This is a genomic window from Candidatus Aquiluna sp. UB-MaderosW2red (assembly GCF_900100865.1).
Classification (GTDB): Bacteria; Actinomycetota; Actinomycetes; order Actinomycetales; family Microbacteriaceae; genus Aquiluna.
This window is the reverse complement of sequence record NZ_LT627734.1, coordinates 1517987-1544062: the sequence shown is the minus strand read 5'-3', so window position 1 is coordinate 1544062 and position 26076 is coordinate 1517987. Positions and strand designations below refer to the sequence as shown.

Below are 26076 nucleotides of genomic sequence, written 5' to 3'. Positions count from 1 at the left end.
AAAGAACCATGTCAAAATCAAAAAAGTCCACCCGTCTTCGCGCTTCACTTGTGGGGGTCGTGATTTCACTTCTCGCACTAACCGGCTGTGTTGCGGGCGAGGGGCAGCAAACAGATTCAGCCGAGGCGTCAAAAGTCCTGAGGCTTGACTACGCCTACTGGAATCCATTATCTCTAGTCATCCGCGACCAAGGCTGGCTGGAAACTGAGTTGGCGGCGCAGGGTTACCAGGTCGAGTGGATTCTTTCGGCCGGGTCTTGGGCAGCTCTTGAAAACCTGAACGCAAAAGTCATTGACATCGGCTCCTCGGCGGGTTCGGCTGCGTTTGCCGCCCACGCTAACGGTGTGGCAATCAATACCATTGGTGTTTTTTCTCAGCCAAACTGGGCCAGCCTGGTAGTGGCAAAAGATAGCGAAATTACCAAAGTATCCGAGCTCGCGGGTAAGAAAATTGCTGCAACTAGTGGAACCGACCCATACTTCTTTTTGCTCCAGGCCCTTGATGAGGTCGGTCTAACCGCCTCAGATGTGGAGATAGTCAACTTGGCACATGCCGACGGTCAGAAGGCTCTCGAGAACGGTGACGTCGATGTTTGGTCGGGCCTTGACCCACTAACAGCAACCAGCGAGAAAAACGCTGGAACAAAAATAATCTACTCGAACCCTAGTTTTAACTCCTGGGGCGTAATAAACGCGCGTACCGAATTTCTCGAGAGCAACCCAGAGTTGGTGGAAATAGTTCTTGTGCAATACCAAAAGGCCAGGGCGTGGATTCTTGCAAATCCAACTAAGGCAGCAGAGATTCTAGCTAGGGAAGCGCAGCTCGATGCGGATGTTGCTACCAAGGTGTTGACCGAAAGAACCAACGTGGATGTCTCGCTTATCCCGGGTGAAACACAGCTTGCTGTTTTTCGCATTATTACTCCAGTATTAGTTGCCGAAGGAAAAATTAAGTCTCAGGAGGCTGCGGATCTTGCATTGCAGACCCTAATCAACGACAGCATTGCCAAGAAGGTTGGCTAACGATAATGTCCGAATTTAGAGTCGAACAGCAAAGTACTAGACAGCAGCGTCGCGCTGCCCTACTTGGGAAATCACGTCGAGTCGCACTCGGGGCCTTGCTGCCGATTCTTATTTTCGGGCTTTGGCAGGGCCTAAGTACCAGCGGTTCTTTTTCAGTTAGTCAGCTCCCCCCTCCAGCCGAGGTTTTTGAGGGAGCCTTGGGGTTAATTGAAAGAGGGACGCTTTTTGGTCACATTGCAATTAGTTTGCAGCGAGTGTTTGGAGGCTTTGCCATCGGCGCGTTTTTAGGCATCGCCTTGGGCTCTGCGGTTGGTCTTTCCAAAATTGTCTCGCAACTTTTGCAGCCAACCATCGGTGCTCTTCGCGCGGTGCCTTCCTTGGCTTGGGTTCCATTACTTTTGATTTGGATGGGTATCTATGAAGAGCCAAAAATAACACTGATAGCCATTGGGGCGTTCTTTCCAGTCTTCACCACGGTGGCCTCGGGCTTGGCTGCAGTGGACCGAAACCTTATCGAGGTGGGCCGGGCTTATGGCCTCACGGGTATCAATTTGGTGACAAAAATTCTTTTGCCAGCCGCAGCACCAATCATTTTTTCTGGTCTGCGGCTCGGCCTGGCACAAGCATGGTTGTTCTTGGTTGCTGCGGAGCTAATAGCAAGCTCTAAGGGGCTGGGGTTTTTGCTACTTGATAGCCAAAACACGGCTCGCACGGACGTATTGTTCATGGCAATCATTCTGCTGGCGCTATTGGGGAAACTGAGTGACGTGGTAATTGCAAGAGTCGAAAAGCGCTCATTGCGCTGGATTTAGCCAAAATTAATTAGGAGAAGTAAATGTCAGAACGCAGCTTTGGATTCAAGACTCGAGCACTTCATGCCGGCAACATCCCCGATCCGGTTTACGGAGCTCGCGCGGTGCCGATCTATCAAACGACATCATTTGTGTTTAAGGACACTGCTGACGCCGCGAACCTATTTGCCCTCGAGAAATATGGCAACATCTACTCGCGCATCGGAAACCCTACGGTCGCCGCCTTCGAGGAGCGAGTCGCAAGCCTAGAGGGGGGCATTGGTGCGGTTGCAACCGCCAGCGGTCAATCGGCTGAATTCATTACTTTTGCAGCACTTTGCGCAGCGGGTGACCACATTGTTTCTTCCTCAAGGCTCTATGGAGGAACTATTACCCAGATTACGGTGACGCTTAGGCGCTTCGGCATCGAAAGCACCTTTGTTGATTCAAGTGACCCAAAAGATTACGAGGCGGCTATCAGGCCCAACACCAAGCTGATTTTCACAGAGATGATTGCAAATCCGTCGACTGCCATTGCAGACATCGAGAGCTTGGCCGAGCTTGCACATCGCAACGGAATTCCTCTAGTTGTTGATTCGACAACGGCCTCGCCCTACCTGGTTCGGCCAATAGAACACGGGGCAGACATCGTCATCCATTCTGCAACGAAATTTCTAGGTGGTCACGGGACGACCCTCGGGGGAGTTGTCATCGACTCTGGAAACTTTGAGTGGGATGGCGGTAAGTTTCCAGCCATGACCGAGCCGGTTGCCGCTTATGGAGATCTTGAGTGGTGGGGTAACTTCGGAGAATATGGTTTTTTGACCAAACTGCGAAGCGAACAGCTCAGAGATATTGGCCCGACACTTTCTCCTTTTGCGGCCTTCCAGCTTCTCCAAGGCATCGAGACGCTTCCGCAGCGAATGAAAGATCACGTGGCGAACGCGAAGGCGGTTGCCGATTGGCTCAATGGCGATAAACGAGTGAGCTGGATTTCCTACTCGGGATTGAAATCCCATCCTGATTACAAGTTAGCCAAGAAATATGCGCCCGAGGGTCCGGGATCGGTGTTTTCATTTGGAGTCGAAGGCGGCCGCAGGGCGAGCGAGAGTTTGATTAATAATGTCCAACTGATAAGCCACCTGGCAAACATTGGCGACGCCAAAAGTTTGATTATTCACCCCGCCTCGACTCTTTATCGTCAGCTAGGACCAGACCAACTGGCGGCAGCGGGAGTGCCTGAGGATTTGGTTCGAATCAGTGTGGGAATTGAGGACATCGAAGACATCCTTTGGGACCTCGATCAGGCTCTAGAGGCTGCTACCGGGAGGAAACGATGAGCTATCAGGAGTCAACCGCTAAGGAACGCTTGGGTATTTTGCAATCATCGAAAACGGTGGCAATAGTTGGAGTTTCCTCTAATCGCTCGCGGGCTAGTTATTTTGTGGCCAGTTATCTCAAGGGCGGCGATTATTACAAGGTCTATTTTGTGAATCCAATGATTGACACCCTATTCGACCAGAGGGTATACAACTCGTTGGCAGAACTGCCCGAGGTGCCGGACATTGTCGACGTGTTCAGAAAATCGAGTGAAACCCCGGGCATTTTGGATGAGGCAATTGCTATCGGTGCCAAAACCATCTGGCTTCAGCTTGGAGTCTCAAATGATGAGGTTGGTGAGCGAGGAAGCAAAGCGGGCCTGAACGTTGTCATGAATCGCTGTCTCAAAATCGAACATGCCCGCTTCCACGGCGGTCTTCATTTAGCCGGCTTCAATACCGGAGTGATTAGCTCAAAGCGGGCAAATAACTGAGGCCGAGGTCCCAAACTTTTTGCATCTCATTGATTCACTTAGGGGCACGCTTGCCTGGGAACCTAGGATTTCAAGGCTTGAGTACTAGAAGATCCTTTTTTGATCTAGCGAAGTAAGTAATTCCAACTGCAATCGCAATCAGGAAAGCCAGTGAAGTCAAATCGGTACCCAGCCCGAGCCCTCCCACATCTGAGGACTGTGATAACAAGTCACCGAGTGCAGCCCCAAGAGGCCTTGTCATGATGTAAGCCAACCAAAAAGCAAGGACCGGCCCAGCGATACCGAACCTCCATAGTGCTGCGATTATCGCAATCGTGGCGGCAAATATTGCAAGGGAGAGTGCGTAACCTAGGCTCATGGATTCAGCCAGCTGATCACCGGCTGAGGTTCCCAGGGCAAAAGTCACCAAAACAGTCACCCAATAAAATATTTCCTGACGAGGGCTCTTAATGCTCTTCATAGCCAGTGTTCTTTCGGATGAATACCAAAGGCCCAGCACCACAATCAGCATGGTTGCAAAAATAACCGTGGTGATCCAGAGTTCGACCCCGAGTAAATCGTGCAGGCCGTCGGTTACCAATGTTCCAACGATGCTCACAAAAACAATCGCCGGCCAATAGAGCCAGCGGCGATAACCGCTACTTAAGAACTGCATCGCCAGGAGCGAAATAAGTACCACCAGGGTGATGGTCAAAACTGCAATGAATGCGCTCGAGTCGGCCAGACCTAGAGAATCGACAAAGGTCGTATTCAAATAGTCGGCGAAGGTCTCTCCAACTGTTGTGGAGAGGATCTTGATTAGCCAGAACACTGCGGTGATGGCTGGTACTTTGGCGATCATTTCACGCCTAGATAGGTTTGTCATGCGATGAAATTAGATTGAGTTCCTGAATTTAAGCTGAAGAAATCTTGAAAATTATTGGTGAACGTTTTCATCTGGAAAGCGCGAGAGGGTTTCCATGTAAAAACGTATTCCTAATTATCGAATTTTGAGTTCCTCGCTGCGCACATGAGCTCACTCGGCCCTGCGCAGCGGACGAAGGATTCACTCACGCTGAGGTTTTGGTTTTGGTTTGCAATGCCCCATTTGATTGCGCGCCTCAGTAGTAGATTCTCTACAGCAACGTTAGCGACCTAGTTCCTGAACAATCGCAAGCCGAAGGTCATCGAAAGAGGTTAACTGCAACATCCGGTTGTTGAGAAAGAACGTCGGGGTGGACGCGACTCCAAGCTCTAAGCCATCATCAAAGTCGGACTCAATTCGAGCCAGCGTTGCGGGATTCGCCACTGTGGCATCGTATTCAGCGAGATTCAAATTCAGGTCTTCGGCGAATTGACGAAACAGTGGAGCACGGGTTTCTTGTGCCTCACCCCACTCAAGCTGCGTCTGAAACATCATGGTGTACATCCCCTCGAGTTGCCCCTGCTGGGCGGCTGCCTCAACCGCCAACGCGGCGTTCTTCGAGTTGAAGTGACCGGGTAGTGGGAAATAGCGCAGGGCGAAGGTGACCTCACCGGCGAACTCCTTACGCAGATCTGCTATCACCGGATAAAAAGCGGCACAGGCCTCACACTCGAAGTCGAGGAACTCCACTAGCGTCACTGCACCTTCCCCAGCGTCATCCAGGATGTGGGTGTCCTCTCGAATGGCGGATGCCAGTCCAGTCTCGGGGTTGCCCTCACCTGCGGTGCTGGACGGTTGGGCTTGAAGGCTTATTACTCCCATGACGACAACCACGATCAGGACTAGTGCGCCGCTGAGACCGATGGCGATTTTGGTGCTTATTTTCATTCTGATTCTCTCTAAATCTCGTGGGACATATCAGGCCGAACACACTCGAACATTTTGAAGGCGCGGCAATACTTTACCTGTGGCAGAGTCAAGGCGCGACGCCTCAACCCAGCCGGTCATCCAGCTCGGTTCCACCCGCCGCATGCGGAAGCACAGTGTGACCGACGTGCTCAAGCGCCAACTCGATCAGAACCCGAACATGAGCGTCGGCTAGGGCGTAATAGGCAAACCGGCCCTCGCGGTCTACGTCCACTACACGGTGTGCGCGCAGCAGACGCAGCGCATGTGAGACGGCTGACTCGCTCTGTTCAACCACGGCGGAGATGTCCTTTACCGCCATCCGACCGGCTAGCAACGCGATCAGGATGCTGACGCGGCCGGAGTCACCGAGCAGGCTGAATACGTCGGCCAAATCCACGATCTCCCGATTAGTAGGCATGCTCGCTCGGACCTGGGCAACTTGTTGAGGGTGAACGCTCGTTAGGCCCCTGCCGTTGGGCTCTGGTGAACTTGTCTCGTTCATGCTTCTCTTCTTTCTTGCTCATTCGAGTTACACCGGGTTGGTCGGTCTTCGAGGTGCGCCCGCTCGCACTGGATTGTGGCGTGCTCAATCTGGTAACTATCTCGGAGCAGGGTTAGCACCGAGTCGAGGACGTTCTGATAGTGATGATCAGCCGCGATTACGACATGCCCACTGGCGGATTCCATACCCGAGGTGATCGTCCACACGTGAAAATCATGGACTTCGACCACGCCGTCCACGGTCAGCACCGAGGTCCGCAGTTCATCCATGTCTATGTTGGACGGGGCGACCTCGAGGAGAATTCGCAAAGCCTGACGGATCATCTTCCACGTGCGCGGCAGGATAAACAAGCCAATACCGACGCCGACGATCGCATCAGCGTAGACCCACCCGGTAGTAAGGAGAACGACCGCCGCCACGATCACGCCCACCGACCCGACTAGGTCAGCGAGGACTTCGAGATATGCGCCTTTCACGTTAAGGCTTTCCTTCGATCCGGCCCTGAGTAGCCGGAAGCTAACGAGATTGATGACGAGTCCGATAGAGGAGACGATCAGTAGCGGCACGCCTGGGATCTCCGTAGGTTCGCTGAACCGCTGTATCGCCTCGAAAAGCACGTAGCCGGCAACGGCGAACAGGAGAATACCGTTCGCCAAGGGCGCCAGCACCTCGAGACGATACAGCCCGTAAGTGCGCTGGGATGTGGCCGGGCGATTCGCCAGAGTGATCGCCGCCAGCGCCATCCCAATCCCGAGCACATCAGTGCCCATGTGAGCAGCGTCGGAGATTAGAGCGAGCGAGTTGATGGTGAAGCCGACAATGAACTCGACCAACATGTAGCTGCCGGTCAATACGAATGCGATGATCAGTGGACCGCGATGCTTCCCGCCGGAACTCAACAGCGAATGAGAATGCCCTGTCTTTTTTGGCATGCTAAACCATAAATGTTTGATTGAACATATGAACGGTCTTGCATACATTGTCTTGCTGACACAAGTTGGTCATTTGGCCAGCGCCACGCGCGGGCTGAAGGGAAGGGTGCATCCGCATTCGATTGCGGTGCGCCCTAGGACGGTGATCCGATTTTTGGCTCAAGCTTGCTGCTCGCTTGCCCGCAACAAGATCCGACCCAGAATATTTTACCTAGCTAGACTTGGGGGCGAAGGGGAGTAGTTCACACTGGCCAAGCCGGTGGAGATGTGTCGACATGCTGGCTGAATAAGCCCGGTGCATCACCCATTATGGGCGAACGAGACCTTCAGCCGGATAAACAACGAGATCATCATTTGGTGTGCTCGATTCTCTGGCTGAAGCGCCAGCTTTCAGTGCTGATTCTTTGGTCGGAGCCGACAAAAGGATTACGATGCCCACGAATTCACACGTGCCCGCGCGCCCAACTCCAACCCAGGTCCGCCGTTGGCGGCAACACCTGGCCAATGAAAGAGCTGAGGCTGCGGTATATCGCGACTTAGCGAGTCGTCGAAGCGGTGAAGAACGAGAGATTCTCCTAGAGCTCGCCGAGGCCGAGGCTCGGCATGAAGCTCACTGGTTGAACCTGCTCGGAAGTCACGTCGGCAAGCCTCGCCGCGGCGATAGCCGCACCCTGTTTCTTGGTGTACTCGCTCGCCGTTTCGGATCGGTGTTCGTCCTTGCCTTGGCCCAGCGAGCCGAGGATAAATCACCCTATGAATTAGATCCTGATGCCACGTCAACAATGGCAGCCGATGAGCGTATTCACGGTGAAGTTGTCCGTGGCCTTGCCGCACGGGGACGCAACCGGCTCTCCGGCAACTTCCGTGCCGCAGTGTTTGGCGCCAATGATGGCCTTGTCAGCAACCTCTCTCTCATCCTGGGAGTCGGCGCAAGTGGTGTTGGCACGAACATCATCCTGCTCACCGGTCTGGCCGGTCTCTTAGCCGGCGCGCTTTCCATGGGAGCGGGTGAGTACGTTTCCGTGCGATCGCAGCGTGAACTCTTGGAATCCTCTAGGGCTGATCCCGAGATGCGTAACGCCCTTCCCCATCTCGATATTGACGCGAACGAGCTCGCTTTGCTTTACCGAGCCCGAGGCATGAGTCCCGAAGAAGCGCAAATTCATGCCGTCGAGGTTCTCACTGGAAACTCAAGACTCGAGTTGGAAGCGGAGGCCTCGGAGCCTGACCAGCACGAAGCTGTCGGAACTGGACATGCCGCGGCCACCTCAAGCTTTTGCTTCTTCGCATCCGGAGCAGCTATTCCCGTGTTGCCCTACCTATTCGGGATGGAAGGGATATCCGCAGTTCTTGTTTCGGCAGCCCTGGTGGGAGTTGCACTTCTCGGAACCGGTGCCATAGTCGGACTACTTTCGGGCGCTTCACCCCTCAAGCGCGGGCTTCGCCAACTCATGATCGGTTTCGGAGCCGCAGCAGCAACCTACCTACTCGGCCTACTTCTCGGGACCGGTGCGGCATAATCCGGCTCGTGTTGTTCGCGGCTTGATTGACGTAATCGTGGTGTGAGATCCTGATCGCCTTGCTGAGACAAAGTGCCCTCGATGTTCGCCGCGATGGACCGGACATTCCGCCTCCTTGAAGGGGTCGACGACTCTGGTTTAGAGGGGTAACGAGAGGGTAGTCACGGTCGCTCTTATATTGCGGGGCTTGGTGGGCAAACATCCGGTCGCCCATTTAGGCCTTCAGAATTCGAACAGCTCAAGGTGCTTTTAGGTGCAATTTCTATTGCAGGTCGCCACATGAAGATGCAAGGGGACAAGCTGTAATTTAGGAATCTGGCAGAAACTCAAGCGGTGAGTAACGCGAGTGGGATTACCGCCACACCATCCTTTTTCCGAGAGGCGCGAGATCCCGTGTTAATGACTACGAGGTCGACGATTTGGTCGGGGAGAGACTTCTTCTGCCAGAGCAATTTCCTAACGTCGCGGTCGGTGATGGCGGACTTTAGCTTCACTTCAATACCAACAGCCTCCGCGTCTCCGCGGTGAATAATGAAGTCAATCTCATGCCTACCGTCATGGTCGCGGAAGTGAGACACTTGTGCGTCATTGGCTTCGCTGAGGCTCAAAAGGCGCGCGGACAGTGCCGGATCGGCTAGAGAGTGCTTCTGTGCGAGGTCAGGTCCAAGTCGAGGATTGTCTTCGCTCGCTGCCTTCCAGTGGAGGCCCTTCCAATCGCGTGAGCACCATCTATTGATATTTCAGCGAAAGAAGGAACTAGGTCATCGATAGAGTCATCAAGTATCCGTCTGTCGTAGCTACAATTTCTGCTGGTTCTCGATAACAGCGGCTTCATTTTTTTTGGGCGCTTATAAAACACTATTGTGAGCTCACATAGCACACCATTTTGAGCACAATTTTGAGCAGAAATCGCTGTTCATTGCGCATAAAATGGGGGATTCGAAAAATCTAAAGCTCAAGCACTTACCGGGAATTTAGGTTGAGCAACAAAGCCACAGCACTCAAGAAAGCATTAGGGCCGGTCCGTTATCTTGAGAGACGCTAGTCTCTTGGAGTGTCAGAACCCAAGCCAAACCGCATTCGCGGCAGGGTTATAGATTCCGGCGATCAGCTTTCCAAAAAATTACTATTTAGCTTTATCGTAATTTTGGCACTCTCAATGAGCTTGGTGCCTTACTCAATTGACCCTTTTCTCCCTGCCTTCCCTGATATCTCGACCTACTTTGGCGTGCCAAATGGAACCGTTCAAGCTTCCCTTACTGGCGTGACAGTCGGTCTTGCGCTCGGCCAGTTGATAATCGGGCCACTCTCGGATGCCTTTGGTCGAAGGCCTCTGATTTTGCTTGCAACCGTTGGCTTTGGTTTGAGTGCAGTAATGGCCTTTTTTGCACCCAACTTCGAAACTTTTCTCGGCCTTAGGTTCGCAATGGGGTTTTTTGCAGCTGGTGCCGATGTGGTCAGCCGCGCAATCGTAAGAGATCTTTATCGTGGTCAACGCATGCAGAGCGTGCTGGCAAAAATCTTTTTGATTCAATCTCTTTCGCCGATCATCGGACCAATCGTTGGTGCACAGGTTACTCAAGCGGGCAACTGGCAGGCCATATTTCTAATCTTCGGACTCGGTGGAATCGTCTTGTCACTTTTTTCATCCCGACTGCTTATTGAGACACTTCCCGTATCAAGGCGAAGAAGTAGCACCCCGTTGGGGCTGGCCAGGGGTTACCTTGCGGTCCTGCGGGACCGGGTCTACATCGGGCTTTTGATTTACGGGGCATTCCAGATTTCAGCTCTTTTTGCATATCTCAACAACGTGCCATTTTTATTTCAAAATGGTTTTGGTTTGAGCCCGAGTGAATTTGGATTCTGGATAGCAGCGAATTCGCTAGCTTCATACATAGGCGTCCAAGTTGGCGCCTATGCCGCCAGGCACATAAAGGGCCAGTGGTTACTGGCTCTTTACTCAAGCATCGGAGTGTGTATCGGTGCTGGGCTATTTTTGACCGCCGGCTCCGGGCTGGTCGTGGCCGAAGCATTTTTCATGCTTCAGCTATTTATATTTGGGGCTGGCATCACAACTATCCCAACTATCGCTCTTTATAACCACGGTTCTGAGGCTGGCACCGCCGCCTCTTTATTGGGTGTTGTGAACTTCGCAACCGCCAGCCTGGTCTCAATTGTTTATGGCTTCATGAACACCCAGGACACCAGGGATATCGGAATCTTGATCGGGCTGTTGTTCGTGGTGTCATTGGCTAGCTTGATGTTGATCACCAGACCCTGGAAGGTCCCGGATCTTCGAACCGGCGGCTAATAAAAGTGCCCAATGTCTTATGGGGACGCTTTTGCGACACTTCTTGTCGGTGTGATCCTCCGATAGCTAAGCAAAGCTGTTTTAGGGGCCTAATTCACCGGATTATTACCCCAGCAGAGAAATAAGACTCGTTAGAAGCGTTCCCGCGCAGATCCAGTTGACAGACTCCGTCCGCGGTGCATAGAGTCAAAGGACATCCAAAATAAGACTCAGAAAATCTTCACTAGGTCGAAACATGGAACCGTTCATAACTCTTCCGAATACCTCTTCTGGGTCAAACCGATTTGGGTCTGAAAGGGAAAAATAATGGCTAGATTCGATGGAAAAGTTGTTTTAGTAAGTGGCGGAGCCCGCGGAATGGGCGAATCCCACGTCCGCGGAGTCATTGCGGAGGGCGGCAAGGTTGTCATCTCTGACGTGCTCGATAAAGAAGGTCAAGCGCTCGCCGAGGAGCTTGGAGAAAACGCTGTATTCACTCACCTTGATGTCACCAAGGAAGAGGATTGGAATAAAGCTGTGAAGCTTGCCGTGGACGAATTTGGCGGCTTGCATGCGCTGATCAATAACGCAGGAATCGTGAACTTTGGCACCATCGATACTTATACCGAAAAAGACTGGTCGCTCATCATTGGGATCAACCTAACCGGCGCATTTTTGGGAATCAAGGCGGCAACGCCTGAGCTAATCAAAAATGAGTCATCAGCCATCGTGAATATTTCATCTACTGCTGGCATGCAGGGCTACGCAGCCCTGCATGGCTATACGGCCTCTAAGTTCGGCCTTCGCGGACTCACCAAGTCGGTCGCGATGGAACTTGGCGCTCAGGGCGTTCGAGTGAACTCCGTTCACCCCGGTGGCATTGCCACCCCGATGACCGAAGGTCTCGGAAACGACACTCCGGGAATCCCGATTAACCGACTTGGCCGGCCCGAAGAAGTAACCAAGATGGTGCTTTTCTTGGCCAGCGACGATGCGAGCTTCTCAACAGGCTCAGAGTTCATCATTGACGGTGGCACCCTCGCAGGCGAAGGTGCTGTGAATTAGTCCCGGGAATCCAATCCCATAGCAAGTTGGAAAACCCGCCAAATCTTCGGATTGGCGGGTTTTCTATTTACGGTGGCCCAAGTTTCAGCATCTGGGAAACCACAATGAGGTCTTTTCCGAACCCGAAACACTGCCGCTGAGCTTGGGTTGTGGGGCAGCCCAATTTGCCAGTAAAAAGAATCTGGCTGAGTTAGGATTCTAGAATCTTGAGTTCGGTGAGGCGCGGTTGAAGAAATTAAAGAGGCTTCTGGCAAAGCTGCCGCACCCGATTCGCTGGGCGCTGTCAATGCTCGTAGGGTTCACGCTACTGCTAATTGGTTTGATAATGCTTGTTACGCCAGGTCCCGGGTTGCTCTTTTTATTCTTTGGGCTTTCGATCTTGGCTCTTGAGCTCGAGTGGGCCAGGGAGATGAATAAGCAGGGCTTGCAAGGGCTTGAAAAGATAGTCGCCAAGCTAAAAGTTTGGTTTAAGATCGGCAAGAAGGACAAGTAGTAAGAGTTCATTAGCTAATAAGCAATTAGAGGGGCATGGGGCATGGGTTTTTGAGAAGCAGTTAGGTCTTTTTGGTCCAACTACGTGAATTTCAAGGGCAGAGCCCGCAGGTCAGAGTACTGGTTCATATCGCTGTTCTTGTTTCTGACCAATCTGGCAGTGGCAATTATTGACTTTGTCCTTTTAGGTAGCGACGTGGACCGGTTCATCGCCAATGGCGGCGGTGGCATTGTGGGGCTGATCTGGATCTTCGCCACAATCATTCCCGCCCTATCAGTTCTAGCTCGCAGGCTTCATGACACCAACCGAAGTGGTTGGTGGATACTGATTGGTTTTATGCCAGTGGTTGGAGCCATCGTGCTCGTCGTATTCACCCTGACTGATTCTTCGGACGGTGACAATAAATATGGCCCTTCGCCAAAGGTGAGAGTTTAGGCAGGCACCGCAACTGGCAGTGCAACCGCAGATTTACGAGCGCCAACAGCGGTATTTAGAATCCAACTACACAACGTTCTTTGGCTGGCAACTGTTACTTTTAGGACTGGTTGCCTTCGAGAGTCTCAGGATAAATACTGCGAGATTCGGCACGAGTATTTCTGCTACTAAACCATTGGGTTGGATAGAGCCTTGGTAAAACCGAGGCGAGCGAAATAGTTCCATAAATCAAGGTGTTGACTGCGACAAATGAGGATAGGACTTGAAACCAAGCTGACTCTAGGGTTTCGGGAGTGAACCAATTCATAATTCTGCACCTTTAGAGTTGGCTCCAGCGGTTCTGGCATGCCTGCCTGCCTGCCGCTCTTGTGTGCCGGCATGTTCGTGGACTACGTGCCCCCAATTGGCATCACGCTTTAAAATGATGTCCAGCATGCTATTGAGAAACACCGCTTGCAAGAAAAACTCATAGATTAATTCTGGAATCATTGTCGCCGCCAATAGGCGCGCCCGCCAACCCGAGTGCCACACCGTTTTAACTCTCTCGTAGAGAAAAATAGCTCCCACCCCCAGCCAAAATGGATACCAGACCCAATAATCCAGGGATAAAAACACAATTCCCTGCAACGCAACAAATGACGAGAGTGCGATGACGCCGTAGCCGATACCCAATTGCTGTCCCCAGTATCGAAAAGTTGCGGGAGTCATCCCATAGCTACCGATGTTTTCTATAGCACCGCGCTGCCACCTCATCCTTTGCTTCCAGAGGTATCTCCAGGAGGGCATCAGTTCGGTATGAACTACGCAATTTTTGGGTGATTCCATTAGGGCCCCAAGAGTTTTTAACGCCAGAGTCAGTTCGTTGTCTTCAGTTAGGGAAACCGTGTCAAAGACGTCGCCCTGGAACCCACCAATCAAGACGCCGCGGTTTTCAGCAACAGTTTTGAGTGCAATCGATCGAAACATCGTAGAAGTTCCGGTTAGGACAAAGACTTGTCCCCGCCGTCGGTTTATTTTACGTTCATAGCGATCGTATTCATTGCGCTGTAGGACCCCGAGAAGGCCTCCGCCTGCATATCCCTTAAAGATTCCGCCAACAGCCATCAGGCCCCGATCTGCAGTGAATCGCAAGACCGCAGCCTCAATGAACCCAGCATCTAGAGTGGTGTCGGCATCGACAATCATCACAATGTCATTATTGCCAAGACCGGGCAATAAAGTCTTGAGTACTTGATTTAGTGCGCCACCTTTTTGACTCTGATTATTTTGTGTTTCAAAAATTTCAACGCCCAAACCCTCGGCTACCTCAATTGTCTTATCCGTGCAGTTGTCGGCAACAACAATGATGCGTTCCGGCGCTCGTCCTTGTCGCTGAAGAGCGGGTATTGTCTGTCCTAACATCCCCGCTTCATTATGAGCTGGAATCAAAACGGTGACCGTTATTTCACCGTCAAAAACTCCTCGAGTCCTAGCCATTTGAACCCGTGGAGAAAGCGGGAGCGTCGAAGGCAGCAAAGAGCGGCGAGAGTTATTTGAGGAGCGTTTTTCGATAAGCGCGAAACTTCCCGCGGCGAATAGTGCAACTGCCACGGCGATCCAAATAACGAAAATCACTGGAATCTGATTGCTATAGGTGATGCCATTCCAAGTATTCGTGAGTGATAAGTCAGTGAAGTTTGGTGCAATTTGAAGATCAAGAAAAATCGCCAAACCAAACAGGGTCACAGTGAAAAAAAGAATCCCCACGGTGCCCCGTATCAAGCCTTCATTGTTGCGCATAAATCCCCCCCCTTTTTTAGAGGTTAGTAACTAAAAAAAAGCCGGCTTGCTGCAAGGTTTCATAACAAAACCAATTACTAAAAATAGCCGCTGGACACGGTCAAGCACCCGGATTATCCTTCTGGGCTAGGTCTTCAGTCTCAGCAGTTCCAAGAAAGGAAGCCAGACCTGAAGTCTCGGCTGCACTAATCACGACGGGCAGCGCTTTTCGAAGCAGGCTTTGCACCTGAATTTCCCTGGCGACAATTTTGGATAGTAAATCAAGAATTTGACGCTGCGCTTGAGTCATTGGTTCGTGCGGCCTGAGATCCATAACGCACAACGCCCCAATGTTATGGCCGGAAATAGTTACGGTGGCACCAGTGTAAAAACGGATGCCAGGGTCGCCTTTCACAAATACGTTTTCCCTCACAACCTCGTGCAAGGTGGTGTCTGGGATTTCGAAAACCTCGTCTTGCCCGATGGTCAAGTTGCAAATGGCATCTTGTCTTGGACTTTCGGTTAGGTTCAAACCTTGCATGCTTTTGAACCACTGTCGGTCGCCGTCAATCAGTGAGATGTCAGAGATCGGTACGTCAAATATCAATCGACAGAGTTCTACAATGCGTTCCAAGTTTTCATCAGGTGCGGTGTCTAAAATGGCGAGCGAATGTAAGAATTCAACTCTCTCCGCATCTGATTTTCTATTGGACTCATTCATTGCTTAACCTTCCTGATTAGCACTTGACCTAGTTCGGAAAATGGAACGGGTTTGTAAAATTGGAAACTTTGGAACACGCGATAGCCCGCATTTGCCATCAATTCAAAAGACTCGCTCGACTCGTAAACTTCGACCACATGGGATTTATTGAGTGCAGTTAGCATTTCAAAAAGCAGCGATAGCACTTTCACTTTTGCAGTTCGCTGACCCAGGTCCATCGTCAGCATGCGGTCAATTTTCACCACGTCAAAATCGTAGTCAGTGAGCATGGTCATGCCATTTAATCCGGACCCGAAATCGTCTAAAGCGGTTACGTGACCATTCTGGCGCAGGCCCAAAAACAACTTATTTATCTCACCAGAGGGTGGCAATGCATTGGTTTCTGTAAATTCAAAAGTGGTACCAGGAACCCCTTTTTCACTAATCCTCAAAAATTGCGCTTGACCCATTGGTGAGAAGATTGCACTGTTGTCGACATTGATCGAGGATTGCAAGTTGAACTCTTCCTTCAAAAACTCTGATTGCTCTATCAGCCACTCGAGTAATAGGAAGTGCTCAAAGGAATCCAATTGTGCAATAAACTCAAATGCACTTTGGCCTGATTCGAGCCGAGTAAGGATTTCCCCCTCACGAGCGTCTTCGTCATCAAGATTTTTATACAGCTGAAAATAGGGCTCTAGCCGAACCCCCCGAAGTTTGAAATTTTCCTGACCCACAGATTCACTATAATCAAAAATTTCTCCCGATAGTCAGATTTCGTCGTTGCATCTTTGCAACGATCCAGGATGCGATTCGGATGCCAACACTCCCTAATAATCAGAGTCGTTGTTTTCTGTGGTCATTCGCATTCCCCACATCGAATCCCTAATCGAGTTTCTGGCCATCCGCAAGGTTTGAAGTGGTCTTGTGGCCCCAGCCGGTGGAATATATTTTTTAGATTCGCTCATTTGGCATTTGATTGTTATGTAGTGGCCATGGAATAATTGCCTCCTACGGCACTCTACCAGCTGGGGTATTTCAAGGGGGAATAGTGGCTTTACCAAGCAGGGGCGATTTGAGCGGTCTTGTTCCTAATCAATTGGATGTTTTGGCCCAAGCATTAAATGCCTCAAGCGACGGTTTCGCAATTTGGAAGCGGGTTGAGCAGTCCAGTGAGTCCGAATCCGAATACAAACTTGTCTATATGAACCCTGTGGCCGCGGCTCCCACGGGCAAAACACCGGATGAATTAGTCGGAGTTAGTCTTGGCGAGACTTTAGCCAGGGACGAGTCGCATGTATTAGCTAAGTTATTCGACAATGCACTTCAGTCCACTGAGCCCCAAATCTTAGTGGTTGAGATAAATGGAGAAAACGGCTGGGTGGGGGCATTTGAGAATAAAGTCTCGGCTCTTTCTCAGGACACAGTTGTCGCTGCGTTTCGTGATGTGAGCCAGTTCGTATCTGAGGTGGAGCGCCTTGAGGGCCTAATTCGGCACGATCAACTCACTGGCCTGTTGAGTCGTTCTGCAATGGAGGCAAGAGTTACGAGACATCTAGAGGAATCTCAGCTTCAGGGAGTTCCTTTTATTTTCGGATTTCTAGACGTCGATGACTTCAAGTCAATCAACGATAATTTTGGGCACGCAATGGGCGATCAAGTACTTATCGGTATTGGAAGAATTCTTGAAGAAGTCATGGACACAAGTGGAGAGGTGGCTCGAATAAGTGGCGATGAGTTTGCAATCGCAAGTTCGAAGATCCAAAATAAATCCAGCGTTGAGAATCTAATGGAAGCCTTGTTGCTTCGTTTGCGCCAGCCCTTGGGTGTTCCTGGATTTGATGGTCAGGTCACTGTTTCAGCTGGGGTTGCTTTGGTTCTGAATCCGAAAACTGATGCGTCACATGTTTTTGGTGCCGCAGATCGAGCCATGTATAAAGTGAAATTTGACGGCAAAGCTGGCTATAAAATCACCACAATATGAAACTTGCCTGACTTTCTGTAGCTCTAGGTGAAGATAAGGGAACCCGAAGTTCGTGCTTGTCTCACTAGGGAGACGGGCCTAAGACGAACCAATGATTAGGGAAATTCTGGTACTAATCGAGGCGGCTCAATAAGTTCGAGAATCACAGCCAGCTTCAGTAACCTCTTTGCCACCTCTTCGAAATGTGCCGACCAATCAAGCTCAAAACCGTGCTCGATCAGAAAAATCACAGGAACTTTTCAAGCGAACAGTTGGATCTAGGAGGTCGAAGCTACGCCTTGCGGCGAGCCGCAAGGTTCCAGCCCCCAAAGGCTAAAGCTGAAATGCTCCCAAGTGCGATGAAGCTTGTGATTGTGGTTTCGCTTGGGCTCGAGAATGACTCTGCCCTCAGGGCTTGAACTACGGTAATAATCACAAAACCCAAATAGGCAAAATTTCCTATAACCAGTAGGGGAGTCCGTGCCGCAATCGGCAAAATCAGGGCAATGGCCACAAGGGCTATTGCAACTTGAATTGAGTGCAATCCAAAGAAGTGCCCAACCCTAAGGTCGCCAGCAACGGTGCTCCAGCCAAGAAAGGGTAAACCCGGCCCCCCATCCTTAGCCCCCACGCCATGAGCCCCGGCAATGCCCTGAAAATTTGCCAGCTGATTGGCCGTTGGGCTGGTCATCAAAAATGCCAGTGCCATGCCGATTGCGGTGTTTAGGCTGCCGAGTCCTAGACCCAATCGAACCAGGTAATTTTGTTTTCTACCCCCGAGAATCAGCAAACTGAGGACCACTGTCGCAATAAGGACTGCTGAAATGAAAATAGCCATCAGCGACCAGATGACAATTTCCAGGGGAGACGAGACGTTGAAGTGACTCGTTTTGGCGAACGCCGCCACTGCGGTGATGAGGATAAGTTCGAACGAAAAAGCGATAAATATTACCCAGCCAGCCCACTTGACAAGTCTCTGCCCGCGGGTGATAAAAGAGCTAAGCCAGGAATAGGTCATTGAAAATATCACAGTTGAGATAAAGAACTTAAGAGGTTTTTCCCAAGTGGAGACCCCTTGAACAGTCCTTGGATCAATCAGCCACAGTGGAATCAGCGCGATGAATAAAACTAGTGAAGCAATCCCCATCCAGTAAAGCGGCCTGCTAAATCGAAATCTAGCTGGCTTGACCAGGTCCCTAAGCAGCAATTTTGTTCCCTTGATCGGCTAAGAGCTGCGAGGTTATCTTCTTGAGGGTGCTATCTAGTTCGCCAAGGTTTACTTCAGGCAGGCCTTGGAAAAGTGTCCGGAACTCTTTTTCTAGAAAATCTGCCGAACTAACCGCAAGTGAACGCCCGACATCCGTGAGTGCTAGTGACAAATTTTTGTGGTTCCCCTTTGGCCTAGAAATATCTATCAGATTCCGCTGTTCAAACCAGGTCAATCTTTGACTCACTGCAGCCCTTGAAACACCGAGGCTTTCGGCCAGGTGAGCAGCTGTCGATCTCCCAAGGCCTTCTAAGGTGACTATGAACAGGAACTGACTGTAGGTCAGTGAGAAGTTTGCCCGAAGGAGTCGATCAGCAGCTCCATTTAGAACGGAAACTAGTTCATTGAGGGTAAAGGTTATTCGGTTGGTAGCCATGGATAAAGTTAACTAATTAACTAAATAATAGTCAAGTTCTTGCCTGTTATTTAGAACACAGCGGCTGCGCCACCTTGATGTTTGAGTAGTGAAAAACCCGCCAAATCATAAGATTGGCGGGTTTTCTGCTGGCGGAGAATGGGGGATTCGAACCCCCGAGGGCTTGCACCCAACACGCTTTCCAAGCGTGCGCCATAGGCCACTAGGCGAATTCTCCAGGAGCCAACACTCTACTTGAATATGTGGCTCTTTGCTAAATCAGGCCAAAGCTCAAACCTCGCAGCCAATTGGAACTCCGAAACTAGACATAAGCCCCGTCATTCTCTAAAGGTGAAAGTTCGTAGCCCAGCTAATGATCGGCCTTAGGCAAGTGTTTTTTTGAGGGGTTTTTATGACTGTGTTTTCTAATTTTTAGAAGCCAAGGATTTTGAGTTTTTTTCGAGTCAGATTATTCATTTGGCGTGTTGACCGATTAGCAGAAAGACAATCTATAGAGTGTTCTGGAATACAAGGCGCCTTGGGTGAGTTGCCAAAGGGATTCAGCGAGGAAGTCTTTATGTCAGTAATTGGAATTGTTGCCGAAGCACCGGGCGAGGCTAGAGTTGCCGCTACCCCGGAGACCGTAAAAAAGATCATAACTTTGGGCTATGAGGTCCAGGTTGAAAAGGGAGCCGGGATTAGGGCTTCTTTTCCTGATGCGGCTTATGTTGCCGCGGGAGCCAAGATTGTCACTAAGGCCAAAGTCTGGAACTGCGATGTCCTTCTAAAGGTCGACGCTCCGAGTTTGGCCGAGGTTAAATACATGCGAGCAGGAGTTACCCTGGTGGGGATGCTGAGCCCTGCATTCAAGCCGGCGTTATTGAAGGCACTTGCAAAGCAGGGCGTTACTGCACTTGCCATGGACGCCGTCCCAAGAATTTCCAGAGCCCAGTCGATGGATGTGCTCAGTTCAATGGCGAATATCGCCGGTTATCGAGCTGTCGTGGAGGCGGCGCACGAATTTGGTCGCTTTTTCACGGGCCAAATCACGGCCGCAGGAAAAGTTCCCCCAGCCAAGGTCTTGATTGCGGGAGCGGGGGTCGCCGGACTTGCGGCAATCGGTTCGGCTTCTAGTCTCGGGGCTATCGTGAGGGCAACTGATCCAAGACCGGAGGTCGCGGAGCAGGTTAAGTCCATCGGGGGTTCTTACCTGCCGGTTGAGATTGACGAGCAGATGCAAACCGGTGATGGCTATGCCAAGGCAACATCTGAGGCCTATAACAAACGCGCTGCTGAGATTTACACCGAGCAGGCAATGGATGTGGACATTATTATTACCACCGCGTTGATTCCGGGTAGACCGGCACCGAAACTAATCACCGCAAAAGATGTTGCGCTGATGAAGTCTGGAAGCGTAATTGTGGACATGGCCGCGGCTCAGGGTGGCAACGTGGAGGGTTCAGTAGCTGGAAAAAAGATCGTCACCAAAAACGGCGTGACCATTCTTGGCTACACCGATTTGCCGAGCCGCTTGCCAGCCCAGTCTTCGCAGCTTTATGGAACCAACTTATTCAACCTGCTAAAACTTCTTACCCCAGGCTCCGCAGGGAAGCTCGAGTTGGACCTTGATGACGTGGTTCAGCGTGCGGTAACGGTAGTCAATGCCGGCAAAGTTACTTGGCCACCGCCCCCAATTCAAGTCTCAGCCGCGGCCACGGCCGTGGCCGAGAAGCCAGTGGTGGCTGAGAAGAAAAAGATGTCGGCTTCAACCAAGAGTGTTCTGATCGGTCTGGGTATTGTTTTGTTGGCCGCAGTTATTTCATTTGCGCCCCCGATACTGCAGCAGCACTTTTTGGTTCTCACGCTTTCGACGGTTGTAGGCTTTTACGTTATTGGCAAGGTGCATCACGCACTGCACACTCCACTGATGAGCGTTACCAATGCAATCTCTGGCATTGTGGTTTTGGCTGCCATCCTGCAAATCAAAGACCCTAGCCTGCTGATTCAAATTCTTGCGGCAATCGGTGTGCTGCTCGCGAGCATCAACGTCTTTGGAGGCTTCGCAGTAACCCGTCGAATGCTCAACATGTTCTCGAAGGGGGAAACCCGATGAACGCTCTGGCACTGGCAAATTCTGCCTATATTGCAGCCGCAATCTTGTTCATCATGAGCCTTGCGGGCCTAAGCAAGCACGAGACCGCTAGGACCGGCGTTGCCTATGGAATTTCCGGGATGGCGGTTGCTATGGTCGCTACGGTCTGGCTCACATTTTCTGGGGAGTGGAACGAGTCGACCTCACTGGGACTAGTCCTTCTGATTATTGCACTTGCGGTAGGGGCGATCATTGGGCTCTGGCGCGCAAGAGTTGTCGCAATGACGGGGATGCCGGAACTAATCGCGCTTTTCCACAGCTTCGTAGGCCTGACGGCAGTGTTAGTCGGCTGGAACGGAGCTCTTCACAGTCAAGATTTAGCTTCTGACATGGTCGGGGTGCACCGGGGTGAGATTTTTATCGGTGTCTTTATCGGTGCGGTCACCTTCACTGGCTCGATCGTCGCCTACCTAAAACTCTCAGCGAAGATTTCGTCTAGACCGTTGATGCTCCCCGGGAAGAATCTACTTAACCTCTCGGCGCTTATTGCATTTGTCGCGCTAACGGTTTGGTATGTGGTGACTCCGGAGTTGGGTCTTTTGATAGCCGTAACTCTGTTAGCACTGGCTCTTGGTTGGCATCTAGTTGCATCGATTGGCGGCGGGGACATGCCGGTGGTTGTATCTATGCTAAACAGCTATTCAGGTTGGGCAGCTGCGGCAACGGGCTTTTTATTGAGCAACAACTTGCTGATCGTGACTGGCGCACTTGTTGGCTCTTCTGGTGCTTACCTTTCATACATTATGTGTCGAGCCATGAACCGCTCGTTTATATCGGTTATCGCAGGTGGTTTTGGTATTGAGGCACCAGGCTCGGCCGAAGAAGAGACCGGTGTTCACACCGAGATCGATGCCGGCTCTGCAGCCGAGCTCCTCAGAAATGCCAGCAGCGTGGTTATCACTCCGGGTTACGGCATGGCGGTAGCTCAAGCCCAGTATCCGGTAGCAGAGCTAGCAAAGCGGCTGCGGGACAAGGGCGTGAATGTCAGCTTTGGGATTCATCCGGTGGCTGGCCGTCTGCCAGGACACATGAACGTCCTTTTGGCAGAGGCAAAAGTGCCCTACGACATCGTCTTTGAGATGGATGAAATCAATGATGAGCTATCTAAGACTTCGGTGGTTCTGGTGATTGGTGCTAACGACACCGTGAACCCGGCAGCCACAGAAAACCCGGGTAGTCCTATCGCGGGCATGCCGGTTCTAAAGGTTTGGGAAGCTGAGAACGTGATCGTGTTTAAGCGCTCAATGGCCTCTGGCTACGCCGGTGTAGCAAACCCGTTGTTTTATAAGGAAAACACCAGGATGCTCTTCGGCGATGCCAAGGACCGGGTTGAAGACATTCTAAAATCTTTATAAAACTGCGCGGCCAGAAGACTCGGCCCACGGATACTGATAGCCAGAGCAGGATTTCTTGAGTGACTCGGGAGATATGTATTGCCCTAAATCGAAACCGTTATATTTTTTTCAATTTGGATTCAGCGACAGGGTTGCGCTAGCTCTAATCTAGGTAAATGGACGAACTGAAACCGACTCCCTGGACTATCAAAAAAGGAATTGCTGGCTTTCATTGGCCTTCCAAGAAGGCCAAGGCCCAGCTTTTATTGCAACATGGCCTTGGCGAATACTCCGAGCGCTACGTAGCCAAATACAACGAGCTGATTCCAAAGCTTTTAGAAAACGATTTTGATGTTTATGCCATTGACCTTCCGGGTCACGGCAGAAGTGATGGTGAGCGTGGCCTCGTGGATCTGCACGAGGGCTTGAAATATCACCTGATGGCTCGCAGTTTGCTGCCAAATTCAGGGTTGCCGACTTTTCTTTATGGGCATTCGCTGGGCGGCCTAGTTACGGCCGCAAGCGTGATGGCAAACCCCTCTGGCATCACTGCGGCTGTAATTGGAAGCTCAGCCCTTCACTTGCCCTCAAAGCTTTGGGAGCGAGCCTTAGGTGGCATCATGGGCAGAATTGCCCCCAATGCCGATGTGGCAGTGCCAAGGCCGGGGCTTGAGGCGCTTAGCCGAGACCTGCAAATCATTACCGATGCCGAGAACGACCCGATGTTTTACCCGGGCAAGGCTAAAAACCTGGTTGCTAAAACGGTGATTGAACTCTCAGATGAGATTTGGCAAAAGGTGGGGGAGTGGAAAGTTCCGACCTTGATTATGCACGGGGACCAAGACACTTCAACCGATGTGAATTCCTCCAGGGCGCTCTTTGAGCAAATCTCATCGGTTGATAAGGAGCTCAAGATTTACCCTGGCGGTTTTCACGAGCTACTAAATGACCTAGATAAAGACCAAGCCACAAAAGACCTGATTGATTGGCTAAATGCCAGGGTGTAATTGGTTAGCATAAAAGGTATCTAAAACAGTTAGTTGGTTTCAAAGATGAGCCTTATCGGTCACTACGTAAATGGTCAGATTCTAAATTCACAATCCGGCCGTCACGGTCCGGTGTTCAACCCGGCTCTCGGGGTGGAGATTAGCCAGGTTGGCTTTGCCAACCAGGCGGAAATCGAGCTGGCGGTGGCGAACGCCAAAAAGGCTTCGGTGGACTGGAAAAACCAATCATTGGCTAAGCGCCAAGCAATCATTTTTAAGTTCCGAGAGTTGCTCGAGGCCAAAAAGGGCGAGCTGGCTGAGCTAATCACAATGGAGCACGGCAAGGTTTTGTCTGATGCCCTGGGTGAGATTACTCGTGGCCAAGAGGTGGTGGAGTTTGCCTGCGGCATGCCGCATCTTTTGAAGGGGGAGTTCTCCGAGAATGCGTCAACCTCCGTCGATGTTTATTCAATCAAGCAGCCACTTGGTGTGGTGGGGATCATCAGCCCCTTCAACTTTCCGGCAATGGTGCCGATGTGGTTTTTCCCAGTGGCTATTGCCGCTGGCAATGCCGTGATTCTGAAGCCAAGTGAGAAAGACCCATCGGCCGCGATTTGGATGGCCCGGCTTTGGACTGAGGCCGGGTTGCCAAACGGGGTATTCAATGTTTTGCAGGGTGATAAGGAGGCCGTGGACGGGCTGCTAAACCACCCGGATGTCTCAGCCATCAGCTTTGTTGGCTCCACGCCAATCGCCAGGTATATCTATGAAACCGCAGCCAAAAACGGCAAGCGCGTGCAGGCCCTTGGTGGAGCCAAAAACCACATGTTGGTCCTGCCAGACGCAGATCTTGAGCTGGTGGCAGACTCTGCGATTAATGCAGGCTTTGGCTCTGCGGGGGAGCGCTGCATGGCAATTTCGGTCATTGTGGCCGTTGAGCCAATTGCCGATCAGATGATTCAAAAGATTACTGAGCGCATCGCCAAAATTAGAGTTGGCGATGGTCGTCGCTCCTGTGACATGGGTCCATTAGTAACTAGGCAGCACCGCGATAAAGTCGCCAGCTACATCGACATCGCCATTCAAGATGGCGCTGACGTATTGGTGGATGGCCGCGGGGTAAACCCCGATGGCGATGCAAATGGTTTTTGGCTGGGCCCAACTCTGATTGACAAGGTTCCTTTGACTTCAAAGGTTTACACCGAAGAGATCTTTGGGCCAGTGCTCTCGATTGTCCGAGTGAAGAGCTTTGACGAGGGGCTGAATTTGATCAACTCTTCCGAGTTCGGCAATGGCACCGCCATCTTCACCTCGGATGGCGGCGCTGCTAGGCGCTTTCAGAATGAGGTAGAGGTCGGGATGATCGGCATCAACGTGCCAATTCCGGTGCCAGTGGCCTATCAGAGCTTTGGCGGGTGGAAGCACTCTTTGTTTGGAGACTCCCGGGCTCACGGTGAAGAGGGCTTTAGGTTCTTCACTCAGACCAAGGTGGTCACCTCGCGTTGGCCAGATCCTTCTCACGGCGGCATTAACTTAGGTTTCCCGCAGAACTAGTAAAGATTCTGAATCAATGATAAATTGAATTTATCAATTTATCATTGGAGGCTTAGGTGCTTGTTGCAACGCCAAGTTTGACTAGGGCTCAGCTTTTGATGCTCGAGGATATTTGGTTATTGCAGGCAGAGTTGGCGCCGAGCTTAAATGAGCCCAAGATTTGGACCGGAACCCTCAGAAGGCAGGCGCTGGCTCGAGTGGTTCGTTTCTCTGCCGGTATTGAGGGCTACGAGGCCACCAGTTCGGTTGTGAACTCGGTGCTTTTGAATCAGGGGCCAGCAGATCTGAGTGATGAAACCTTGGTGGCACTTTCGGGCTATCGCGATGCGATGAGCTTTTTGTTGCGCGTGGCTGCAGCGCCAGATTTTAAGATAGAGCAGAACTATCTGAACGCAATTCACTTCATGATTCTTGGTGGTCAGGCTTCCAGTGACTCTGCAAGCCTTCGGGAAAAAGACATATCTGTAGTTGATCAAAGAAGCGGTCTGAGAGTTCATCAAGGGGCCGAGCCTGCAGAGTTGCCAAAGCTAATGGGTGAATTCATAAAGCGGTATTCGCCAAGGCCGGATCGCATTGCGATCATCGACGCCGCCATGGCGCACCTGAACCTTTTGCTCATTCATCCCTACTCGGATGGCAATGGCCGCTTGGCAAGGGTTTTGCAGAGCTCACTTTTAGCGCAGGAGGAAAAGCCAAGCCCGCTATTTTTATCGGTCGAGGAGTATTTGGGTATGAACACAGATGCCTATTACCGAGTGTTGGCGGGCGTCGGTCAAGGTCAATGGAATCCGAAGGTCGATGCTTCACCCTGGCTAAATTTCATGCTTTCGGCACACCTAGAACAGCTTCACTTTGTCAAACAGCATTCTGCAGACTTGACCAAAAAATGGGTATTAATTTCGAAACTGGTTGAGAGTTTGGGTATAAATGAACGCTGCGTCCCAGCCCTGGTTCACGCGCAATCGCAGAATCGACTAACCAATTCGATTTACCGCCAGCTTTTATTGGAGGCTGGGGATCGGGTTGGTTTATTGACCGCCTCAAGAGACCTGGCGCTACTTTGTGAAAATCAACTTCTCGAGCCGATTGGTGAGAATAACGCCAGGAGTTACCGCCCCGGGCAAGCGGTAACCGGCTTGTTTTCCTAACCAAATTCCAAACACCCAAATGGGCAAGATAGAATTTTGAATGACTCCTCGTGTGGCGTCATCTTGGCTAATCCCCCAGGACCGAAAGGTAGCAAGGGTAACTGAGCTCTGACGGGTGCACGGGGAGTCGCTTTTTCTCCACAGCAGCGCTAGCCAAAGCACTCAATGTTCCTTGGGCAAGTT

Annotated in this window: 27 protein-coding genes, 1 tRNA gene and 1 other RNA gene; 16 read left to right on the top strand and 13 right to left on the bottom strand. The window is 51.3% G+C overall.

The window, feature by feature from the left end; all coding sequences use genetic code 11:
• Window positions 1–8 precede the first annotated feature (8 nt).
• From BLP47_RS07875 to BLP47_RS07860, 4 genes are read left to right on the top strand one after another with little or no spacing between them, the layout of a single operon-like run.
• Window positions 9–1022 (top strand): aliphatic sulfonate ABC transporter substrate-binding protein, encoded by a 1014-nt coding sequence (locus BLP47_RS07875; protein ID WP_091852485.1) that lies wholly within the window; start codon window positions 9–11, stop codon window positions 1020–1022.
• 5 nt (window positions 1023–1027) lie between these two features.
• Window positions 1028–1834, top strand: coding sequence for an ABC transporter permease (locus BLP47_RS07870; protein WP_091852482.1), 807 nt, complete (start codon window positions 1028–1030; stop codon window positions 1832–1834).
• 23 nt (window positions 1835–1857) lie between these two features.
• Entirely contained in the window at window positions 1858–3153 is a 1296-nt protein-coding gene (locus tag BLP47_RS07865) for an O-acetylhomoserine aminocarboxypropyltransferase/cysteine synthase family protein (RefSeq protein WP_091852479.1), read from the top strand.
• Window positions 3150–3626 carry a CoA-binding protein gene (locus BLP47_RS07860; protein WP_091852476.1) on the top strand — a complete coding sequence of 159 codons (477 nt, stop codon included), beginning with the start codon at window positions 3150–3152 and terminating at the stop codon, window positions 3624–3626. The genes BLP47_RS07865 and BLP47_RS07860 overlap by 4 nt, the downstream gene beginning before the upstream one ends.
• Window positions 3627–3696: 70 nt before the next feature.
• On the opposite strand, the gene BLP47_RS07855 is transcribed toward BLP47_RS07860, so the two are convergent.
• The 4 genes from BLP47_RS07855 to BLP47_RS07840 all read right to left on the bottom strand — a co-directional run bounded on the left by BLP47_RS07855 (window position 3697) and on the right by BLP47_RS07840 (window position 6873).
• The gene (locus BLP47_RS07855) at window positions 3697–4491 is read right to left on the bottom strand and encodes a hypothetical protein (protein ID WP_091852471.1); all 795 of its coding nucleotides are present in this window, start codon (window positions 4489–4491) and stop codon (window positions 3697–3699) included.
• 261 nt (window positions 4492–4752) lie between these two features.
• Entirely contained in the window at window positions 4753–5418 is a 666-nt protein-coding gene (locus BLP47_RS07850; protein ID WP_091852468.1) for a thioredoxin domain-containing protein, read from the bottom strand.
• Window positions 5419–5521: 103 nt separating this feature from the next.
• Window positions 5522–5941 (bottom strand): helix-turn-helix transcriptional regulator, encoded by a 420-nt coding sequence (locus BLP47_RS07845; RefSeq protein ID WP_197672372.1) that lies wholly within the window; start codon window positions 5939–5941, stop codon window positions 5522–5524.
• Window positions 5938–6873, bottom strand: coding sequence for a cation diffusion facilitator family transporter (locus tag BLP47_RS07840; protein WP_091852465.1), 936 nt, complete (start codon window positions 6871–6873; stop codon window positions 5938–5940). Before BLP47_RS07840 ends, BLP47_RS07845 begins: the two co-directional genes overlap by 4 nt.
• 431 nt (window positions 6874–7304) lie before the next feature.
• On the opposite strand from BLP47_RS07840, the gene BLP47_RS07830 reads away from it, so the two are divergent.
• Window positions 7305–8393, top strand: coding sequence for a VIT1/CCC1 family protein (locus BLP47_RS07830; protein WP_091853101.1), 1089 nt, complete (start codon window positions 7305–7307; stop codon window positions 8391–8393).
• 326 nt (window positions 8394–8719) lie between these two features.
• Here the strand turns inward: BLP47_RS07830 and BLP47_RS07825 are convergent, their stop codons facing one another.
• Window positions 8720–9001 (bottom strand): DUF4143 domain-containing protein, encoded by a 282-nt coding sequence (locus BLP47_RS07825; RefSeq protein ID WP_157671596.1) that lies wholly within the window; start codon window positions 8999–9001, stop codon window positions 8720–8722.
• 446 nt (window positions 9002–9447) lie between these two features.
• Here BLP47_RS07825 and BLP47_RS07820 point away from each other — a divergent pair, with 446 nt between their 5' ends.
• The 4 genes from BLP47_RS07820 to BLP47_RS07800 all read left to right on the top strand — a co-directional run bounded on the left by BLP47_RS07820 (window position 9448) and on the right by BLP47_RS07800 (window position 12676).
• Entirely contained in the window at window positions 9448–10704 is a 1257-nt protein-coding gene (locus BLP47_RS07820; RefSeq protein WP_091852456.1) for a multidrug effflux MFS transporter, read from the top strand.
• 306 nt (window positions 10705–11010) lie between these two features.
• Window positions 11011–11748, top strand: coding sequence for an SDR family oxidoreductase (locus BLP47_RS07815; RefSeq protein WP_091852453.1), 738 nt, complete (start codon window positions 11011–11013; stop codon window positions 11746–11748).
• Between the two features lie 226 nt (window positions 11749–11974).
• The gene (locus BLP47_RS07805; RefSeq protein WP_157671594.1) at window positions 11975–12241 is read left to right on the top strand and encodes a PGPGW domain-containing protein; all 267 of its coding nucleotides are present in this window, start codon (window positions 11975–11977) and stop codon (window positions 12239–12241) included.
• Window positions 12242–12325: 84 nt separating this feature from the next.
• Window positions 12326–12676, top strand: coding sequence for a DUF805 domain-containing protein (locus BLP47_RS07800; protein WP_091852444.1), 351 nt, complete (start codon window positions 12326–12328; stop codon window positions 12674–12676).
• 100 nt (window positions 12677–12776) lie between these two features.
• Here BLP47_RS07800 and BLP47_RS07795 read toward each other — a convergent pair whose 3' ends face one another.
• The 5 genes from BLP47_RS07795 to BLP47_RS08480 form a co-directional block, all read right to left on the bottom strand.
• Entirely contained in the window at window positions 12777–12983 is a 207-nt protein-coding gene (locus BLP47_RS07795; RefSeq protein ID WP_091852441.1) for a hypothetical protein, read from the bottom strand.
• Window positions 12980–14455, bottom strand: coding sequence for a glycosyltransferase family 2 protein (locus BLP47_RS07790; RefSeq protein ID WP_091852437.1), 1476 nt, complete (start codon window positions 14453–14455; stop codon window positions 12980–12982). The genes BLP47_RS07795 and BLP47_RS07790 overlap by 4 nt, the downstream gene beginning before the upstream one ends.
• A gap of 100 nt (window positions 14456–14555) precedes the next feature.
• The gene (locus BLP47_RS07785; RefSeq protein WP_091852434.1) at window positions 14556–15155 is read right to left on the bottom strand and encodes a GAF domain-containing protein; all 600 of its coding nucleotides are present in this window, start codon (window positions 15153–15155) and stop codon (window positions 14556–14558) included.
• Window positions 15152–15871 (bottom strand): EAL domain-containing protein, encoded by a 720-nt coding sequence (locus tag BLP47_RS07780; protein ID WP_157671592.1) that lies wholly within the window; start codon window positions 15869–15871, stop codon window positions 15152–15154. Before BLP47_RS07780 ends, BLP47_RS07785 begins: the two co-directional genes overlap by 4 nt.
• Before the next feature lie 93 nt (window positions 15872–15964).
• Window positions 15965–16102, bottom strand: a complete 138-nt coding sequence (locus tag BLP47_RS08480; RefSeq protein WP_157671590.1) for a hypothetical protein — start codon at window positions 16100–16102, stop codon at window positions 15965–15967.
• Window positions 16103–16185: 83 nt separating this feature from the next.
• Here BLP47_RS08480 and BLP47_RS07775 point away from each other — a divergent pair, with 83 nt between their 5' ends.
• Complete coding sequence (locus BLP47_RS07775) at window positions 16186–17118, top strand: GGDEF domain-containing protein (protein ID WP_157671588.1); 933 nt, start codon at window positions 16186–16188, stop codon at window positions 17116–17118.
• Window positions 17119–17389: 271 nt separating this feature from the next.
• On the opposite strand, the gene BLP47_RS07770 is transcribed toward BLP47_RS07775, so the two are convergent.
• From BLP47_RS07770 to BLP47_RS07760, 3 genes are all read right to left on the bottom strand, one after another.
• A complete protein-coding gene (locus tag BLP47_RS07770) occupies window positions 17390–18304 on the bottom strand; it encodes a hypothetical protein (protein WP_091852425.1) in 915 nt (304 codons plus the stop codon).
• Entirely contained in the window at window positions 18294–18740 is a 447-nt protein-coding gene (locus BLP47_RS07765) for a MarR family winged helix-turn-helix transcriptional regulator (protein ID WP_091852422.1), read from the bottom strand. The genes BLP47_RS07770 and BLP47_RS07765 overlap by 11 nt, the downstream gene beginning before the upstream one ends.
• 129 nt (window positions 18741–18869) lie before the next feature.
• Window positions 18870–18957, bottom strand: a tRNA-Ser gene (locus BLP47_RS07760).
• 339 nt (window positions 18958–19296) lie between these two features.
• On the opposite strand from BLP47_RS07760, the gene BLP47_RS07755 reads away from it, so the two are divergent.
• The 6 genes from BLP47_RS07755 (at window position 19297) to ffs (ending at window position 26028) form a co-directional block, all read left to right on the top strand.
• On the top strand, window positions 19297–20832 hold the full coding sequence (locus BLP47_RS07755; protein WP_091853098.1) for a Re/Si-specific NAD(P)(+) transhydrogenase subunit alpha: 1536 nt from the start codon (window positions 19297–19299) through the stop codon (window positions 20830–20832).
• Entirely contained in the window at window positions 20829–22226 is a 1398-nt protein-coding gene (pntB, locus tag BLP47_RS07750) for a Re/Si-specific NAD(P)(+) transhydrogenase subunit beta (protein WP_091852419.1), read from the top strand. Before BLP47_RS07755 ends, pntB begins: the two co-directional genes overlap by 4 nt.
• 155 nt (window positions 22227–22381) lie before the next feature.
• Window positions 22382–23212 carry an alpha/beta fold hydrolase gene (locus BLP47_RS07745; RefSeq protein ID WP_091852416.1) on the top strand — a complete coding sequence of 277 codons (831 nt, stop codon included), beginning with the start codon at window positions 22382–22384 and terminating at the stop codon, window positions 23210–23212.
• Window positions 23213–23257: 45 nt separating this feature from the next.
• Complete coding sequence (locus tag BLP47_RS07740) at window positions 23258–24745, top strand: CoA-acylating methylmalonate-semialdehyde dehydrogenase (RefSeq protein WP_091853095.1); 1488 nt, start codon at window positions 23258–23260, stop codon at window positions 24743–24745.
• Window positions 24746–24801: 56 nt separating this feature from the next.
• Window positions 24802–25893 carry a Fic family protein gene (locus BLP47_RS07735; protein WP_091852413.1) on the top strand — a complete coding sequence of 364 codons (1092 nt, stop codon included), beginning with the start codon at window positions 24802–24804 and terminating at the stop codon, window positions 25891–25893.
• Window positions 25894–25932: 39 nt separating this feature from the next.
• Window positions 25933–26028: signal recognition particle sRNA small type (gene ffs, locus BLP47_RS07730), an RNA gene on the top strand.
• Window positions 26029–26076: the final 48 nt, after the last annotated feature.